Origin of the sequence: Arsukibacterium ikkense (assembly GCF_000987775.1) — a bacterium.
Lineage (GTDB): Bacteria > Pseudomonadota > Gammaproteobacteria > Enterobacterales > Alteromonadaceae > Alishewanella > Alishewanella ikkense.
The window spans coordinates 1-17,608 of the sequence record NZ_LAHO01000018.1; the positions used below are offsets into that span (position 1 = coordinate 1).

Here is a 17,608-nt window from a genome sequence, read left to right on the forward strand (position 1 = left end):
ACCGTTAAAACCCGAGCACCTGCTAACGCGCGCCTAAACGGCGAGCAACTTGTTGCGAGTCCAGCGGCCGCAGGCCGCGATGTTTAAGGCGCTTGTTAGCTGCGTTAAAGTATGCCGAGCACATTAAAAGTACCAGCTTTAGAATAAATCATAATCAAGAAACCACTTGGCAGTGAATCCACAAATAACAATTACAGCACCGAATAACGATGCGATATTGTTATCTCTATAAGTGCCAAATGCCATTAATGAAAACCCTATAGCTAAAGCTAGATATCCAATTTTCTGACCGTAAAAAATGAAATCAATTAAGTTGATAATACTAAGAATTACAGCCACGGCTAAAAATACTTTGCTATCCCTTTTCATTCTGAATTTGCCTCCGAGCTTGAATCATCATACAGCTAACAGCTTAATAGTTTGGAACGTACACGCTTTCAAACCGTGTAAATTCCCTTCTATGTTTTGTAAATGAAATAACACTATCCAATAACCTACCGTAAATCAACAAGTTTTTTTTCAAAAAATGCAACAACTTGTGTTGAAAGCGTGTAAAGCCCTTGCGATTAACTTGCTAACATTAAATTCACCAACTACTGTATATACATACATGTCAATTTATTTTAAGGGTTCGCACATGTCTTCGCCATTTTTACAACATATTGCCGAATTTATGTATGCTAAACGTTATGCAAAAAGAACGGTTGAGAGTTATGTTTACTGGATAAAAATGTACATTCTGTACAACAACAAGCAGCATCCCACCAAACTGAATGACCAGGATGTAGAGCGTTTTCTTAGTTATTTAACTAATCAGCGTAATGTGGCACCCCGCACTCAGGCTAGTGCGCTTAATACGCTAAGTTTTTTATACAGCAAAGTATTGCAACAGCCATTATCGCTGGATTTAAACTTTAATCGCTCACAACTTTCACCTAAGTTACCTGTCGTACTCACCCGGCAAGAAGTTGCTGCGTTACTTCGTGTCATTGACCCAAAATATAAGTTACTTGCCCAGTTAATGTACGGAAGTGGTTTGCGTTTAATGGAAGCAGTAAGGCTAAGAGTGCAGGATATTGATTACGATTATCTGTCGGTAATGGTGTGGCAAGGTAAGGGCAATAAAAATCGACGGGTTACAATGGCACCGGAATTGGTGCCAACCCTAAAACAACAAAGTCAGTTTGTGTTGCAGTATTTCCAGGCAGATCTGGCCAACCCTGAGTATGCGGGCGTATGGTTGCCTTATGCACTGGCCCGCAAGAATCCGGGCGCCCCCAGGCAGTTTGGCTGGCAGTATCTCTTTCCCTCACTGCAGTTAAGTGTTGATCCTGAATCAAAACTATTACGCCGCCATCACTTAGATGAAAGCTGCGTGAGACGAGAAATTAAAATCGCCTCCAGCAAAGTGGCTATTCCCAAAAACGTGACATGCCACACCTTACGTCATAGCTTCGCCACTCACTTGCTGGAAGCTGGCGCCGATATCCGTACCGTACAAGAGCAACTAGGTCATAGCGATGTTCGTACCACCCAAATTTATACCCACGTGCTTAATCGTGGTGCCAGTGGCGTAAAAAGCCCATTGTCACAATTGTTTTAGGTAAAAACAGATAGCTTTCGCTATACTGAAAAAGGAAAGTAACGATGCCAACAATCTCAATGTTCTATGGCATTATTATACGAATGTATTATGCTCCTAAAGAACATCCGCCAGCGCATTTTCATGTTTACTATGGCGATTACAGAGCAACCATAGACATTCAAAAGGGTGAACTTATGCGGGGTACCCTCCCAGGTAGGCAAACAAAGCTTGTATTGGCATGGGCGGAACTTCATAAAGAGGAACTGATCGCCGATTGGGCTCTGGTGATGAATGGCGAGGAGCCTTTTAAAATCCAGCCACTGCAATAAGAGGTTTAATAATGCATCCGGCAGTAACACGGGTAACCGCACGGGAAAACTATCAATTAGTAATTGAATTTGCTAATGGTGAACAAGGCATTCTGGATATGAAACCTTATCTGGACTTTGGCGTATTTAAACGCTTGAAAGAAACCTCTGCCTTTAATGAGGTATTTGTGTCTTTTGACACTGTGGAATGGCGTGCTGGGGTCGATCTCGCACCAGAATTTGTTTATCGGCATTGCCAACGTCACCAACAGCATACTGAATTGCTGGCCAATAGCGGTGGTTGAACCGTTCGCAAAAAATCAGGGCGCTGCAGCGCCCTGTTCAGTTACTTGAATGACTTGTACTGCTTAGAAACAATCACCCGGCACTTTAACCCAACCATCCATTAACACCCGCGCGCTGCGGCTCATAATGGCTTTGGTTACTGTCCACTGGCCATTTATCAACTCAGCGGCAGCACCAACACGTAAGGTGCCAGACGGATGACCAAAGCTTACGGCTTCGCGCGCGATACTACCGGCAGCAATATTTACCAGAGTGCCAGGAATAGCCGCAGCTGTGCCTATGGCCACTGCTGCCGTGCCCATCATGGCGTGGTGCAGTTTGCCCATAGACAGCGCCCGTACCAGCAAATCAATGTCGTTGGCATTTACTTGCTTAGCGCTAGACGACACATAGCTTTGTGGCGGGGCCACAAAGGCAATTTTTGGCGTATGCGCCCGGGCGACTGCCTGGCTGATATCACTAATTAAGCCCATTTTCACCGCACCATAGGCACGGATGGTTTCAAAGCGGGCCAGCGCAGCGTCATCACCGTTAATCGCTTCCTGCAATTCAGTGCCGGTGTAACCGATATCGGCGGCATTAACAAAAATAGTCGGAATACCGGCGTTAATCAGGGTAGCTTTAAAGGTACCAATACCCGGCACCTCTAACTCATCCACTAAGTTACCCGTTGGAAACATCGCGCCACCGCCCTCGCCTGCATCGGCCGCCGGGTTTAAAAACTCAATGGCCACTTCGGCGGCGGGAAAGGTTACACCGTCCAGTTCAAAATCACCGGTTTCCTGCACTTCACCATTGGTTATCGGCACATGGGCAATAATGGTTTTATGAATATTCGCCTGCCAGATGCGCACCGTGCAAATGCCGTTTTGCGGAATACGCTCGGCAGCCACCAAGCCATTGCTGATGGCAAACGAGCCCACTGCTGCGGTTAAGTTACCGCAGTTGCCGCTCCAGTCGATAAAGGGTTTATCTATCGCGACCTGACCAAACAGGTAGTCAACATCGTGATCCTGCTTACTGCTTTTGCTTAAAATCACCGTTTTGCTGGTACTCGAGGTAGCGCCGCCCATGCCATCAGTGTGTTTGCCGTAAGGGTCCGGGCTGCCAATTACCCGCAGCAGCAAGTTGTCGCGCACTTTGCCTGGCACTTGGGCAACCGTTGGCAGGTCGTTAAGTTTAAAAAATACGCCTTTGCTGGTGCCGCCACGCATGTAAGTTGCGGGAATTTTAATTTGTGGTGTGGTCATAAATACCTGTCTGTTCTATTCGTTCATCTGTTAAGTCCGAGCCGAAAATCTCTTTCTGCTCATCACAGCAACTCAGTCGTGCCAGCGGCACTCCTTCAAACACTCTGTGATAACATAAAGAGACATCGGCTCTCCCTTCAGGAACCAATGCACTCTGTCAGCGAAGATTAGAACCTCTGAAATGTTGTCACAGAGTGTCTGAGTCCTGCCGAAGGCAAAGGACGAGTTGCTGTGACAAGCAGTTCAGAGCGTTGTAATCGCAGCAATTTCTGCGTACTTTTGAACCGTTAGCTAAATCGCCCCTTGCAAAAAGTCCTGGGCGAAGCGCTGCAGTACGCCACCGGCTTCATAAATCGACAACTCTTCTGCGGTGTCTAAGCGGCACATTACCGGCACTTCCAGCTTCTCACCATTAGTGCGGCGAATCACCAGGGTTAGGGTGCTGCGGGGAGTACGCTCGCCAATCACGTCATAGATTTCGGTGCCATCGAGCTGCAGGGTTTTCCGGTTAGTACCCGGCATAAACTCCAGCGGTAATACCCCCATTCCTACCAGATTAGTGCGGTGTATCCGCTCAAAGCCTTCAGCGGCAATGGCCTCTACCCCGGCTAAGCGCACGCCCTTGGCTGCCCAGTCGCGCGACGAGCCCTGGCCATAATCAGCACCGGCAATAATAATCAGTGGCTGCTTACGCGCCATATAGGTTTCAATGGCTTCCCACATGCGGGTGACTTTGCCCTCTGGCTCAATGCGGGCTAGCGAGCCTTGTTTTACCTTGCCATCTACCACGGCCATTTCATTAACCAGTTTAGGGTTAGCAAAGGTAGCGCGTTGCGCCGTTAAGTGGTCGCCGCGATGGGTAGCGTACGAGTTAAAGTCTTCTTCCGGCAAGCCCATTTTATGTAAATACTCACCGGCGGCACTGTCGAGCATAATAGCGTTGGACGGTGATAAATGGTCAGTGGTAATGTTATCCGGCAACAGCGCCAGCGGCCGCATGCCGGTTAAGCTGCGCTCACCAGCCAATGCCCCCTCCCAGTATGGCGGGCGGCGAATATAAGTACTTTGTGGCCGCCAGTCGTACAGTGGAGTAACTTTGTCACCATAATCCACTTCTACAGCAAACATAGGCTCGTATACCCGGCGAAATTGCTCAGGCTTAACGCTGCTGGCCACTACCGCATCAATTTCAGCATCATCCGGCCAGATATCTTTTAAGGTAATGGCTTTACCCTCGTGATAACCCAGCACATCTTTTTCAATGTCAAAACGGATAGTCCCGGCAATGGCATAGGCCACCACCAGCGCTGGCGAGGCTAAAAACGCCTGCTTGGCATAAGGGTGAATACGACCGTCAAAGTTACGGTTACCGGACAACACCGCCGTGGCGTACAGATCGCGTTCAATCACTTCCTGTTGAATTACCGGGTCCAACGCGCCGCTCATACCGTTACAGGTAGTACAGGCAAAGCCGACAATGCCAAAGCCCAGTTGCTCCAGCTCGGTTAACAGCTTACCTTCTTCCAGATACAGCTGCACCGCTTTAGAGCCGGGTGCCAGTGAGGTTTTCACCCAGGGTTTACGGCTTAAACCCAGCTTATTGGCATTACGGGCCAGTAAGGCGGCCGCAATCACATTGCGCGGGTTAGAGGTATTGGTACAGCTGGTAATGGCGGCGATAATCACAGCGCCATCAGGCATTTTCCCTTCCTCAAGCTCATACTTACCGGCAATACCACGGGCCGTTAAATCGCTGGTAGCCAGGCGGGCATGGGGGTTAGAGGGCCCGGCCATAGTGCGGCCAACACTGGATAAATCAAAGGTCAGTACCCGCTCGTACTCTGCTGTTTTTAAACTGTCAGACCAGAGCCCGGCAGTTTTGGCGTAGGTTTCAACCAGTTTTACCTGGGCGCTGTCGCGGCCGGTTAAGGTTAAATAATCCAGTGTTTGCTGATCAATCGAGAACATGGCGGCGGTAGCGCCGTATTCCGGCGTCATATTAGAGATGGTGGCTCTGTCGCCTAAACTCAGGCTGCTGGCACCTTCGCCGTAAAACTCCAGATAGGCCGACACCACTTTTTCTTTGCGTAAAAACTCAGTCAGTGCCAGCACGATATCGGTGGCCATAATGCCGCTTTGCGCTTTACCGGTTAGCTCCACACCGATAATATCGGGCAGGCGCATCCAGCTGGCACGGCCTAACATGACACTTTCCGCCTCTAAGCCGCCTACGCCAATGGCAATCACGCCCAGCGCATCTACATGCGGCGTATGGCTGTCGGTACCCACTAAGGTATCCGGAAAAGCCACACCGTCTTTTACATGGATCACCGGCGACATCCGCTCCAGATTTATCTGGTGCATAATGCCGTTGCCCGGAGGTATCACATCCACATTTTTAAAGGCTTTTTTGGTCCAGTTAATAAAGTGGAAGCGGTCGTCGTTACGACGGTCTTCAATAGCGCGGTTTTTATCAAAGGCACCGGCTTCAAAACCGGCATGTTCTACCGCTAATGAGTGATCAACAATTAACTGGGTAGGCACTACCGGGTTAACCTTGGCCGGATCGCCGCCTTTTGCCGCTATGGCGTCACGCAGACCGGCTAAATCGACTAATGCAGTCTGGCCCAAAATATCGTGGCAGACCACCCGCGCCGGAAACCAGGGAAAGTCTAAATCGCGCTTGCGATAAATAAATTGCTTTAACGAATCGCTGAGGCTGGCCTTATCGCAGCGGCGCACCAGGTTCTCGGCAAATACCCGAGAGGTATAAGGCAGCTTGGCGTAAGCGCCAGGTTCAATGGCATCGACAGCAGCCTGGGTATCAAAATACTCCAGGTTGGTGCCGGGCAGTTTTTTTCGGTATTCGCTGTTCATCATAGTTACCCGCGCTCAGCAATCGGTTTCACACTGCGTGGCTCTACGCCAACATAGTCAGCACTTGGCCGGATAATGCGGTTATCGGCGCGCTGCTCCATCACATGGGCCGCCCAGCCGGTTAAGCGGCTGCAAACAAAAATAGGCGTAAACAGCTTGGTTGGAATACCCATATAGTTATAAGCTGAGGCATGGAAAAAGTCGGCATTACAAAACAGCTTCTTCTCGCGCCACATTACCGCTTCACAACGCTCAGAGACATCATACAAACGGCTATCGCCATTAGCCTTAGCCAGCTTTTCTGACCAGGCTTTAATCACCGCATTACGCGGGTCTGACTCAGAATACACCGCATGGCCAAAGCCCATAATTTTTTCTTTGCGTTCTAACATACCCAGCAGTTTTTGCTCGGCATCATCCGGGTTTTGCATCTCTTCAATTAATTCCATCGCCGCTTCATTGGCACCACCATGCAGTGGCCCGCGCAACGAGCCAATAGCACCGGTAATACAAGAGTGCATATCACTCAGGGTAGAAGCACATACCCGGGCGGTAAAGGTAGAGGCGTTAAACTCATGCTCGGCATATAAAATCAGCGACGCTTCCATCACTTCAGTGTGCAGCGCCGTCGGTTTTTCGCCGTGCAGGGTCCACAAAAACTGTTCAGCGGTAGAGTTAGCATCGGTTTCCACCTCTACCCGTTTGCCGTGATGGCTGTAGTTGTACCAGTAGTTTACCAGGCCCGGAAACAGTGCAAGCATGCGGTCGGTAGCATCTTGCTGCTCGCTGAAACTGTGCTCGGTTTCCAGGTTGCCTAACATAGAGCAACCGGTACGCATTACATCCATCGGGTGCGCTGAGGCAGGAATACGCTCTAACACATCTTTCAAAGCTTGTGGCAGGCTGCGCAGGCTTTTTAGTTTGGTTTTATAAGCTGATAACTCAGCATTTGTGGGTAACTCGCCTTTTAAAATAAGGTAGGCTACTTCGTCAAACTCGCAGTGGGCCGCTAAATCTTTTACGTCATAACCGCGATAGGTTAAGCCTGAGCCGGTTTTACCTACGGTAGATAACGCGGTTTTGCCTGCTACCTGGCCGCGCAGGCCGGCACCGGTAAGGGGTTTTGCATTTGCCATAATCGTGTTTCCTATTTCGTTTAATTCAGCTAATGGGTCTGGAGTGCGCTTTAGTGCGGCTTATTTGTTTTTACCGTCAGTAAACAGCGCATCGAGTTTTTGCTCAAAGCTGTGATAATTTAAAAAGTCATATAATTCGGCGCGGGTTTGCATGCTATCTACTACCGCCTTCTGATCGCCATTGGCCAGAATAGACTGATACACATGCAGCGCCGCTTTGTTCATTGCCCGAAAAGCACTCAGTGGGTATAACACCATGGCTACCCCGACACTGGCCAGCTCGGTTTTATTGAACAGTGGCGTTTGGCCAAATTCAGTAATATTCGCCAGTACCGGTACTTTTAACGCCTGGGTAAAAGCCTGGTATTGCTCCAGGGTGTGCACCGCTTCGGCAAAAATAGCATCGGCGCCGGCCGCTTCACAGGCTAATGCCCGCTCCAGTGCCGCCTCTAACCCCTGCTGGGCCAAAGCATCGGTGCGCGCCATAATAAAAAAGCTTGCATCGTCACGGGCATCCACACTGGCTTTAACCCGGTCTACCATTTCGTCCAATGAAACAATTTCTTTATTCGGCCGGTGGCCACAGCGCTTTTGCGCTACCTGATCTTCAATATGAAAACCGGCCGCGCCAGCACGGCTCATTTCTTTCACGGTACGGGCAATATTAAAAGCGCCACCCCAGCCGGTATCGGCATCCACCAGCAGCGGAACACTGGTGGCGGCGGTAATGCGCCGAATGTCTTCGCAAACATCGTTTAATGAGGTCATGCCCAAATCTGGCAAGCCAAAAGAAGCATTAGCCACGCCTGCTCCCGACAGATAAATGGCCTGATGGCCGCAGCGCTCTGCCATCATCGCGGAGTACGCATTAATGGTGCCGACAATTTGTAACGGTTGGTTTGCGGTAATAGCGGCGCGAAATTTGGCGCCAGCGGTCAGTGTATTAGCCATATCAGGTTCCTGTTTGCTCAAGTTGTAATTCGATATTACGCCGCGATGCAGCAATATGCCGGCGCATCAGTAAATCGGCCAGCTCACCATCGCGGTTAGCAATGGCATTAATAATAGCTTTATGTTCGTCAAACGCACGGGATACCCGTGGTCCGTTCATGCCAAGCTGCACCCGGTACATGCGCACCAGGTAGTACAACTCATCGCATAAAATATTGATTAAATAACTATTTTTACTTCCCAGGATCACGCGGTAGTGGAAATCCAGATCGCCGGCTTCCTGATAATAACTTTCGCCCTCGCGTACCCGCTGTGAGGCCAGATGCTGATCTAATAATTGCCGTACTTCAGTTATTTCAGCATCTGTCATGTGCTCAGCCGCCAGTTTACAGGCCAGCCCTTCCAGATTCTCGCGTAACTGATACAGCGCCAGCAGACCAGTTGTCGACAATTTAACCACGCGAGCACCGGCATTCGGAATACGCTCAATTAAATGGCAACGCTCTAAGCGGGCCAGCGCTTCGCGCAGTGGCGCCCGGCTTAAGTCAAAGCGTCGCGCCAGTTCGGGCTCGCTGATCTTGCTGCCAGCAGCAATATCCCCTTCCACAATGGCCCGCTGAATTTCCTGCAAAACCCGATCGGCAGCAGTAACAGGTTGACGCAAAGCAGGATGAGACAGATGCATAAATTGTCGACATAAATAATTAATGTGCCCTTTTTATGCTTCTTACAGCGCTATGTCAAGCGGCGCACGCTAAAATTGTCGACAATATACGCCTAAAGTCGTAGTGATATCGCTAGTAGGCAACACGATTTTGCAACAGCAAAATGTCGCGCCGATAATTCAACTGCGATTATTTTTAGACTTTTTTTTCATTAAAATGCTGTTAAGTAAGCAGACTGCTTATAACCAAGCGTTGCACCTAAAAACGAGCAAAGACTGTAATCATGCCTGACGGCGGCTCAAAACAGGGGATAAGCTGGGTATAACCTGAGCGGAAGCGGTGGGTAACTTTTGAAAAAAAAGGCAGTCAGACCAATGTTGCAACAGGCAAAAGTGAATTAGCTTTACTACACTTGCAGTTACCTGAACTGAAATACTTTTTCGATAGCGCACGGCTCATTCCCTATGAGCCATTCCCCTAGGCCCAGAACAATTCGGATTGGTTCTGGGCTTCTTTTATCTGTCACTTCAGTATTATCGCCAACCTAAACAAGCAATGTAAATCAAACGCTTAAGTCAGCTTTACACAATGGAAACAACCGGTAAAAATTAGCGGTGGTCTGGGCAGCCAGGCTCTCGAGACTAATACCTCGCAGCTCGCTAATCGCCGATGCTACCGCCGTAACATAAGCCGGTTGGTTGGTTTTGCCACGGTAGGGTACAGGCGCCAGGTAAGGTGAATCTGTCTCAATTAACAAACGATCTAACGGCAGCTTTTTCACCACGCTGCGCAGTTCATCGGCATTGCGAAAAGTCATAATACCCGAGATGGAGATATAGAAACCTAAATCCAGTGCTGCTTTAGCCATCTCATAGTTTTCGGTAAAACAATGCAGTACCCCGCCCGCCTGCTCAGCCCGGTGCGATTTTAACAAAGCGATAGTATCGCTGCGCGCATCCCGGGTGTGCACGATTAACGGTTTGCTTACCTGACGCGCTACCTCAATATGGCTGACAAAAGCATCTTGCTGGGCCAGTTTCGACTCTGGTGCATAAAAATAGTCCAGCCCGGTTTCACCCACGGCGACCACCTGCGCCAGCTGACATAAGCTAAGCAACTGCTGTGGCTCAACGGTACCGGTTTGATGTAGCGGATGTTCACCACATGACACCGACACCTGTGGAAAAGACGATACCGCCTCGGCCATAGCGGCAAACTCAGCAAGACTTACCGAAACACACAGCATATGTTCAACCTGGCGTTCAAGCGCTGACTCAATAACCTGTTGCAGGCTCAAGCCGAGCTTATCCAGTTCTAACCGGTCCAGATGACAATGAGAATCTACAAACAAAACAACCTCTTAAAACTGTTACATCGTGTAAGTGGGATCAGTGCTGTTTTGCATGCCACCGAGCAACTTTTCAATTTGTCCTGCCAGGTTAGCTTTATCGTCGATAAACGCTACCCCGATACCTGCCGGGTTGGCACTTTGCGAGCCATGTGGTGCCACCCAGGCTACTTTGCCGGTTACCACTATCGGCTCCAACGAATCAGGTAAGGTGACGCTCAGCGCCAGCGAATGGCCCATTTTATATTGCCGGGCCGAGCGGATAAATAACCCACCGTTTTTAAAAAAAGGCATATAGCAGCGATACAACTCTTTGCTGTCGCTAAAGCCCAGGGTCAGTTCTTCCATTTTGTCTCCTGTTGTTGCAACAAAGGTTTTAATTCGGTCAGTAAAGCCGTTAACGCCAGTACGCTATTTTGCCCTATTATCTGAGCGGCGTCACGACACCAACGCTGATAAGCCAATAAAGCGGCCTGCTGGCGCATAAACTCCAGCGGCTGTACCAGACGCTGGCGCAAATAAAAGCCGAGAATGCCGGCCAGCTCCGGGTTGGCATCAAGCTGCTTACAGGTAACTGCCAATTCCAGTTTGCCATTAAAAAAATCGTCCAGCAATGCCAGCGCCGCATCCAGGCTGTCGCTGCCGTTAGTGTTCAGCAGATGCAGCGCTTTTAACGGTGCCCCCTGACAATAATCCAGTAATTTGGCTGGCAATGGTTGCTGCGCCCCGGCTTGCTGGCTCAGCCACTGTGCAACCTGGGCGGCATCCGCTGCACGTAACGGCCACTGCTGACAACGGCTGCGGATAGTGGCCGATAATTGTGGGTAGTTATCGGTAACCAGAATAATAAAGCAACCATGGGGCGGTTCTTCCAGCGTTTTTAACAGTGCATTGGCCGCGGCCTCTGTCATGCTGTCAGCCACCGGGATAATCACCACCTTATTGCCTTGCTGCTGTGCTGAGCCATGGCTAAAACTGCTGAGCTGACGAATAGCATCTACGCCGATATGCTGAGTTTCACTATGTAAGATCAGTAAATCGGCATGGTTGCCAGCCTGGCGCAGCAGGCAACTTTTACAACTGCCACAGGCGCCAGCTGTCTGGCGGTTTTTACACAACAATAAGGCGGCCAGCGCCGCCGCCAGCGTGCCTTTACCAATACCTGCCGCGCCGTAAAATACCAGCGAATGCGCCAGCTGGCCATTAGCAACAAGCCGCTGCAACTGGCTAAAGGCACCACTAAGCCACGGATACAACTCAGCCATGCAGCCCGCCCAGCAAATGGCGGTTAAGGGCTGCAACAATCGCCTGCTGCACCTCGGCCAGCGGCATGGCGGCGTCTATGGTGACAATATCTGGTTCGGTGGCGGCTATCTGCTGGTACTTTTGCCGGGTGCGGATAAAAAACGCCAGTTGCTCCTGCTCAATCCGATCCAGCTCGCCCCGCTCGGCCGCGCGGCTTAAACCAATTGCCGGGTCAATATCAAGATACAGAGTTAAATCAGGCCGGGTGCTGCCCAGCACAGTCTGACGCAAGTTGTTAATCAGCTGTTCGTCCAGCTGGCGGCCGCCGCCCTGATAAGCGCGGGACGACATATCATGCCGATCAGCCAGCACCCAGTTGCCGTTAGCCAATGCCGGCCGGATCACATTGGTCAGTAACTGTACCCGTGCCGCATACATCAGCAGCAACTCCGTTTCCGGCGCTAATAACTCGGTATCATCAACCTGCTTGACCAGGGTCCGCAGTTTTTCTGCCAGCGGCGTACCGCCTGGCTCCCGGGTACAGACCACCGTCAGTTGCTGTTGTTGTAACCAGTTCCGGATCGTTGCCATAGCGCTGCTTTTCCCTGCGCCTTCCAGCCCCTCAACCACAATAAATTTACCGGCTTTAGTCATTACTTTTTCCCAAAATATATTTTCTTACCGCCGCATTATGCTGCTGCAGTGTTTGGGAAAACACATGCGAGCCATCGCCACGACTGACAAAATAAAAATAGTCACTGCTATCTGGCTGTGCTGCAGCCTGCAAAGCACTGGCGCCAACCAGCGAGATAGGCCCCGGCGGCAACCCATGGTGGCGATAGGTATTATAAGGATGCGGATTGCGTAAATCTGCATAGGTTATGCGGCCGCTGTATTCTGTTAAACCGTAAATAACAGTTGGATCAGTTTGCAGCCGCATATTACGATTTAAGCGGTTGATAAACACCGAACTTACCAGCGGTTTTTCTGCCAGTAAACCGCTTTCTTTCTCAATAATAGACGCCATAATCAACAACTGATAGCGATTTTGCAGCGGCAGCTCAGCCTGACGTTGCTGCCACGCCTGATCGAGCTGACGCATTAGCGCCTGCTGTGCGCGCTTAACCAGTTCACTGGCGGCACTGTTTGCCGTGTAAAAATAGGTGTCGGCAAACAAGACACCTTCCGGATGTTCGGGTTTAGCCCCCCAATCGTCAGGCCACTGCAACAATTCCAGCATCTGACTGGTGCTGTTGATGTCTTGCTGCAAATAGTCCGCCGCCTGCAAACGACCGAGCGCCTGCTGTACCGTTTCACCATCAATAAAGGTCAGGCTGAACTGGGCGACATCGCCGCTGGCAAACAGCCGGAGTAATGATAATAAGGTGGGTGTTGCAGGCGTACGGTAGGTACCCTGCCGCACTTTGGCTAATTCGGGTTGCCATTTTAAATACAGCCGCAATAACTGGCAATCGTAGGCGTTAAGCTGGCCCTGCTGCAGCCACTGCTGACACAGGCCGCGGGCACTGCTGCCAGAGGCCACGATAATGTAGGGTTCGCTTAGGGTAAGTGGTCGTTGCTCAAGCTGTTTAATGCCATAATTCAGCGTCAGCGCCGCAGCGATCACAGCGATCACAGCTAACAACAGTAATAAAACCAGTTTCTTTATCATAACACTTCGTTGCACCAGCTTTTGGCCAGCGCCAGGTTCAGCGCGTGGTTATTGTAAGATTGCACAGGCACCAGCCCCATCAGTGCATTACTCAGTACCATAGCATCGACATCAGCCAATTCAGACATTTGCCAGTTAACCAGCTCGATATCCGGCCTGAAATGCAGCAGCTGGCTGCGCATCACCCCGGCAACGCCGGCCCGGTTTAACTCTGGCGTATACCAGCGGCCAGCGCGGTGCAAAAACAGGTTAGCTGCAATAGCTTCGGTAACATAGCCTTGCTGATCGCACACCAGTAAGTCATCCACCGCGCGTTTGCTGGCTTCCTGCTTTAACAATACCTGCTCCAGCCGGTTACAATGTTTTAAGCCAGCCAACGCCGGTTGCACCGCCAGGCGCAGCTCGGCTAGCGCCAGTTTCACGCCTTGCTGTTGCCAGTGGCGATAATCGGGCATCGGGCTGAGGCTGATATAAATACTGGCTGGCGCTATACCAACCGGGCTGTAACCCCGGTTGCCCTCACCGCGGGAAATCTGAATTTTCAGCACCTGATTATCAGCGTTAGCCGCGCCCAGCGCATCGTTAACCGCTTGGGTTACCTGACGCCAGTCTGGCACGGTAATGCCAAGCCGCGCCGCCGTCGCTTGCAACCTGGCCAGATGCAAAGGCCAGTACTGGGCGACACCTTTAACGACCCGGACAGTGCTGAAAAAGCCGTCACCATATAAAAAGCAACGGTCGTTAATACTGATAGTGTTGGTCACGTGGCTGAATAACGACAAGGAAATAAGGCCGAGTATGCCTTAAATTGCAGATAAAACAAAGGCTGCCGCAGCAGCCTTTGTACTAAACACACCTCGGCTACACCCGCTTAAACAGGATAGAGCCGTTGGTACCACCAAACCCGAAGGAGTTACACAAGGCATATTCCAGCTTAGCCTGGCGGCCAGTATGCGGCACATAATCCAGATCACAACCCTCGCTGGGGTTATCCAGATTGATAGTTGGCGTTACCAGCTGATCCTGCAATGACAACACCGTGATAATCGATTCAACCGAACCGGCTGCGCCAAGCAAATGGCCCATCATCGATTTAGACGAGCTGACCATTAAATTAGCCGGCTTAGCGCCGAAGATCGATTTAATCGCCATGGTTTCAGCAATATCACCAGCCGGCGTCGACGTACCATGGGCATTAATGTATTGCACCTGCTCCGGATTTACCCCGGCATCATTCAGGGCATTTTTCATTGCCAGTGCAGCACCTTTACCGTTTTCTGGCGGCGACGTCATATGGTAAGCATCACCGCTCATACCAAAACCTACCAGTTCAGCGTAAATTTTGGCGCCGCGGGCTTTGGCGTGCTCGTACTCTTCTATTACCATAACGCCGGCACCATCGCCCAGCACAAAACCATCACGGTCTTTGTCCCAGGGGCGGCTGGCTTGCTCAGGCGCGTCGTTACGGGTAGACAAGGCTCTGGCTGCACCAAAACCGCCCATGCCCATCGGAGTAGATGCTTTTTCAGCTCCACCGGCAATCATGGCATCGGCATCACCGTAAGCAATCATCCGCGCAGCCTGGCCAATATTATGCACCCCTGTAGTACAGGCTGTGACAATACTGATATTGGGTCCCTGTAACCCCAGGTTAATAGAAAGATGACCCGCAATCATATTGATAATAGTAGAGGGTACAAAAAATGGAGATAAACGCTTAGGGCCGCTGTTCAGTAACTTAATATGATTTTCTTCAATTAAGCCTAAACCACCGATCCCAGAGCCAATGGCTGCACCAATGCGCGGCGCGTTTTGTTCAGTGACTTCCAGTCCGGAATCGCGAAATGCCTGCATACCTGCGGCCACGCCATACTGGATAAACAAATCCATTTTCTTGGCTTCTTTGGCCGGAAAATAAGGTTCGATATCAAAGTTTTTGACCAACCCTGCAAATTTTGTAGTGTATGCACTGGCATCGAAATGTTCGATAAAACTGATACCACTTTTGGCTTGCTGCAAAGCCTGCCAGCTGCTGGTGACGTCATTGCCAAGTGGCGTTAACATTCCCAGACCGGTCACTACCACACGACGTTTTGCCATCGTGTCCTCCGTCTTAGCAAATTTTATCTGTCTTGAAACGAAAACGGGTAGCTTAGCTACCCGTTTTACAAGCTTTTCGCTTACTCAGCGTGGGCTTTAATATAGTCAATCGCCGACTGAACCGTTGTGATTTTCTCAGCTTCTTCGTCAGGGATTTCAGTATCGAATTCTTCTTCCAGCGCCATTACCAGCTCAACGGTATCCAGTGAGTCGGCACCCAGATCATCTACGAAAGACGCTTCGTTTTTCACTTCGTCTTCTTTAACACCTAGCTGCTCAATGATAATTTTTCTAACGCGTTCTTCGATGTTGCTCATCTTTTCTTCCTTTTTCTCATATAAATCGCAACAATTCGTGCAATTTTGTGTGGCGCTAGTTTATGCGTAAGCTGCAACTGTTGCAAGCATGCTTGCCAGCATTTTTTGCTGGTCAAACCTGCTTTGCTTACAGCATATACATCCCGCCGTTAACGTGAATTGTTTCACCGGTAATATAGGCTGCCGGTGCCGAGACTAAAAAGGCTACTGTCGCCGCTATCTCTTCTGGCTGGCCCAGCCGGTTAGCCGGGACCTGCGAGAATATAGCTTCTTTTTGCTCGTCTGATAGCTCTTTTGTCATATCAGTATCAATAAAGCCTGGTGCTACCGCATTTACCGTAATACCCCGTGACGCTACTTCGCGTGCCAGTGATTTAGTAAAGCCTAACACCCCGGCTTTTGCCGCGGCATAGTTAGTCTGGCCAGCATTACCCATTGAACCCACTACCGAGCCAATGGTCACAATACGACCATACCGTTTTTTCATCATGCTGCGCAATACTGCTTTGCTTAACCGAAACACCGATGTCAGGTTAGTTTGAATAATGTCAAACCACTCGTCATCTTTCATCCGCATCAATAAATTGTCGCGGGTAATGCCGGCATTATTAATCAAAATATCAATTTCGCCAAACTGGTTTTTTATTTCCGCTAAACATTGTTCAATAGAATCGGTGTCTGTAACGTTTAACACCAGGCCCTTGCCCTTATCAGCCAGATAGGCAGAAATTGCCGCTGCGCCCTTTTCAGTGGTAGCAGTACCCACCACTTTGGCGCCCAAAGCAGCTAATTGTTCAGCAATCGCCCGGCCTATACCACGGCTGGCACCAGTTACCAGGGCCACTTTGCCTTCTAATGAGAGTAAGTTTGTCATCGTTATTCCTGTGTCAGCTGGGTTAGCGCCGAGGCTAAAGATGCCTGATCGTTCACCGAACTGCTATTAAGATTTTTATCAATACGTTTAATCAGGCCGCTAAGTACTTTGCCCGCACCTAATTCAATCACATCCGTCACACCCTGGCTTGCCAGCCAGGTTATGGTTTCTGTCCAGCGCACCGGGCTATATAACTGGCGGATCAGCGCATCTTTAATGGCATCACTGCTACCTGCCACACTAACATCAACATTATTGACAACCGGTATTTGCGCTGGGTTAAAACTCAGCGCCGCTAAATCGGTGGCCAGCTGCTCAGCGGCCGGGCGCATCAGGGCACAGTGCGATGGCACACTCACCGGTAAAGGTAACGCCCGCTTGGCACCAGCAGCTTTACACAACTCGCCAGCCCGCTCAACCGCGGCTTTATGGCCGGCAATGACTACCTGCCCTGGCGAGTTATAATTAACCGGCGCCACCACTTCACCCTGCGCCGCGTCTGCACAAGCCTTAGCAATGGCAGCATCGTCCAGGCCAATAATAGCCGACATACCGCCAACTCCGGCCGGTACTGCCTGTTGCATATAATGACCACGTTGCTCAACCAGCTTTACTGCCGCCCCCAAACTGAGCACGCCTGCACAAACCAGCGCGGAATATTCGCCCAGGGAATGGCCTGCCAGATAAGCAGGCGTAGTGCCGCCTTGCTGCTGCCATAAACGCCAAACCGCTACTGACGCTGTCAATAACGCCGGTTGTGTACGCTGTGTTTCGTTTAAATCCGCTTCCGGACCATTTGCCACTAACGCCCATAAATCGTAACCCAGCGCAGCAGAGGCCTCGGCAAAGGTACTTTTAACGATATCATGCTGATACAGCTCATTAAGCATACCGACACTTTGTGAACCCTGTCCGGGGAATACGATTGCAAGTTTTTGAGTCATTGTTTGTCCTGCATTTTAAATCAGCGATGT

At 50.3% G+C, this 17,608-nt stretch carries 19 protein-coding genes; 3 read left to right on the forward strand and 16 right to left on the reverse strand.

Annotation, left to right across the window (positions count from 1 at the left end):
* Positions 1-138: 138 nt before the first annotated feature.
* The gene (locus tag WG68_RS16345) at positions 139-369 is read right to left on the reverse strand and encodes a hypothetical protein (protein ID WP_046558803.1); all 231 of its coding nucleotides are present in this window, start codon (positions 367-369) and stop codon (positions 139-141) included.
* Between the two features lie 268 nt (positions 370-637).
* Between WG68_RS16345 and WG68_RS16350 the strand changes: the two genes are divergently transcribed.
* Genes WG68_RS16350 through WG68_RS16360 form a run of 3 tightly spaced genes read left to right on the forward strand, consistent with a single transcriptional unit; the run spans position 638 to position 2,198 of the window.
* Complete coding sequence (locus WG68_RS16350; protein WP_046558804.1) at positions 638-1,603, forward strand: integron integrase; 966 nt, start codon at positions 638-640, stop codon at positions 1,601-1,603.
* Between the two features lie 44 nt (positions 1,604-1,647).
* The gene (locus tag WG68_RS16355; RefSeq protein ID WP_046558805.1) at positions 1,648-1,914 is read left to right on the forward strand and encodes a DUF4160 domain-containing protein; all 267 of its coding nucleotides are present in this window, start codon (positions 1,648-1,650) and stop codon (positions 1,912-1,914) included.
* 11 nt (positions 1,915-1,925) lie between these two features.
* A complete protein-coding gene (locus tag WG68_RS16360) occupies positions 1,926-2,198 on the forward strand; it encodes a DUF2442 domain-containing protein (protein ID WP_046558806.1) in 273 nt (90 codons plus the stop codon).
* A 63-nt stretch (positions 2,199-2,261) separates the two neighbouring features.
* Here WG68_RS16360 and prpF read toward each other — a convergent pair whose 3' ends face one another.
* From prpF to fabD, 15 genes are all read right to left on the reverse strand, one after another.
* Positions 2,262-3,449 (reverse strand): 2-methylaconitate cis-trans isomerase PrpF, encoded by a 1,188-nt coding sequence (gene prpF, locus WG68_RS16365; protein WP_046558807.1) that lies wholly within the window; start codon positions 3,447-3,449, stop codon positions 2,262-2,264.
* A 291-nt stretch (positions 3,450-3,740) separates the two neighbouring features.
* Positions 3,741-6,326: a Fe/S-dependent 2-methylisocitrate dehydratase AcnD gene (gene acnD, locus WG68_RS16370; protein WP_046558880.1), complete on the reverse strand. Its 2,586-nt coding sequence runs from the start codon at positions 6,324-6,326 to the stop codon at positions 3,741-3,743.
* A 5-nt stretch (positions 6,327-6,331) separates the two neighbouring features.
* The gene (gene prpC / locus WG68_RS16375; RefSeq protein WP_046558808.1) at positions 6,332-7,462 is read right to left on the reverse strand and encodes a bifunctional 2-methylcitrate synthase/citrate synthase; all 1,131 of its coding nucleotides are present in this window, start codon (positions 7,460-7,462) and stop codon (positions 6,332-6,334) included.
* 60 nt (positions 7,463-7,522) lie between these two features.
* Entirely contained in the window at positions 7,523-8,413 is an 891-nt protein-coding gene (prpB, locus tag WG68_RS16380) for a methylisocitrate lyase (RefSeq protein WP_046558809.1), read from the reverse strand.
* 1 nt (position 8,414) lies between these two features.
* On the reverse strand, positions 8,415-9,098 hold the full coding sequence (locus WG68_RS16385) for a GntR family transcriptional regulator (protein ID WP_046558810.1): 684 nt from the start codon (positions 9,096-9,098) through the stop codon (positions 8,415-8,417).
* Between the two features lie 542 nt (positions 9,099-9,640).
* A complete protein-coding gene (locus WG68_RS16390) occupies positions 9,641-10,429 on the reverse strand; it encodes a TatD family hydrolase (RefSeq protein ID WP_046558811.1) in 789 nt (262 codons plus the stop codon).
* Between the two features lie 18 nt (positions 10,430-10,447).
* The gene (locus WG68_RS16395) at positions 10,448-10,774 is read right to left on the reverse strand and encodes a PilZ domain-containing protein (RefSeq protein ID WP_046558812.1); all 327 of its coding nucleotides are present in this window, start codon (positions 10,772-10,774) and stop codon (positions 10,448-10,450) included.
* The gene (gene holB, locus WG68_RS16400) at positions 10,762-11,691 is read right to left on the reverse strand and encodes a DNA polymerase III subunit delta' (protein WP_046558813.1); all 930 of its coding nucleotides are present in this window, start codon (positions 11,689-11,691) and stop codon (positions 10,762-10,764) included. Before holB ends, WG68_RS16395 begins: the two co-directional genes overlap by 13 nt.
* The gene (tmk, locus tag WG68_RS16405) at positions 11,684-12,325 is read right to left on the reverse strand and encodes a dTMP kinase (protein ID WP_046558814.1); all 642 of its coding nucleotides are present in this window, start codon (positions 12,323-12,325) and stop codon (positions 11,684-11,686) included. Before tmk ends, holB begins: the two co-directional genes overlap by 8 nt.
* On the reverse strand, positions 12,318-13,343 hold the full coding sequence (gene mltG / locus WG68_RS16410; RefSeq protein ID WP_046558815.1) for an endolytic transglycosylase MltG: 1,026 nt from the start codon (positions 13,341-13,343) through the stop codon (positions 12,318-12,320). The genes tmk and mltG overlap by 8 nt, the downstream gene beginning before the upstream one ends.
* Positions 13,340-14,125: an aminodeoxychorismate lyase gene (pabC, locus tag WG68_RS16415; RefSeq protein ID WP_046558816.1), complete on the reverse strand. Its 786-nt coding sequence runs from the start codon at positions 14,123-14,125 to the stop codon at positions 13,340-13,342. Before pabC ends, mltG begins: the two co-directional genes overlap by 4 nt.
* Before the next feature lie 79 nt (positions 14,126-14,204).
* Positions 14,205-15,443 (reverse strand): beta-ketoacyl-ACP synthase II, encoded by a 1,239-nt coding sequence (gene fabF / locus WG68_RS16420; RefSeq protein WP_046558817.1) that lies wholly within the window; start codon positions 15,441-15,443, stop codon positions 14,205-14,207.
* Between the two features lie 80 nt (positions 15,444-15,523).
* The gene (gene acpP, locus WG68_RS16425) at positions 15,524-15,760 is read right to left on the reverse strand and encodes an acyl carrier protein (RefSeq protein ID WP_046553717.1); all 237 of its coding nucleotides are present in this window, start codon (positions 15,758-15,760) and stop codon (positions 15,524-15,526) included.
* 127 nt (positions 15,761-15,887) lie between these two features.
* Positions 15,888-16,634, reverse strand: a complete 747-nt coding sequence (gene fabG / locus WG68_RS16430; RefSeq protein ID WP_046558818.1) for a 3-oxoacyl-ACP reductase FabG — start codon at positions 16,632-16,634, stop codon at positions 15,888-15,890.
* A gap of 2 nt (positions 16,635-16,636) precedes the next feature.
* The gene (gene fabD, locus WG68_RS16435; RefSeq protein ID WP_083981942.1) at positions 16,637-17,578 is read right to left on the reverse strand and encodes an ACP S-malonyltransferase; all 942 of its coding nucleotides are present in this window, start codon (positions 17,576-17,578) and stop codon (positions 16,637-16,639) included.
* Positions 17,579-17,608 lie beyond the last annotated feature (30 nt).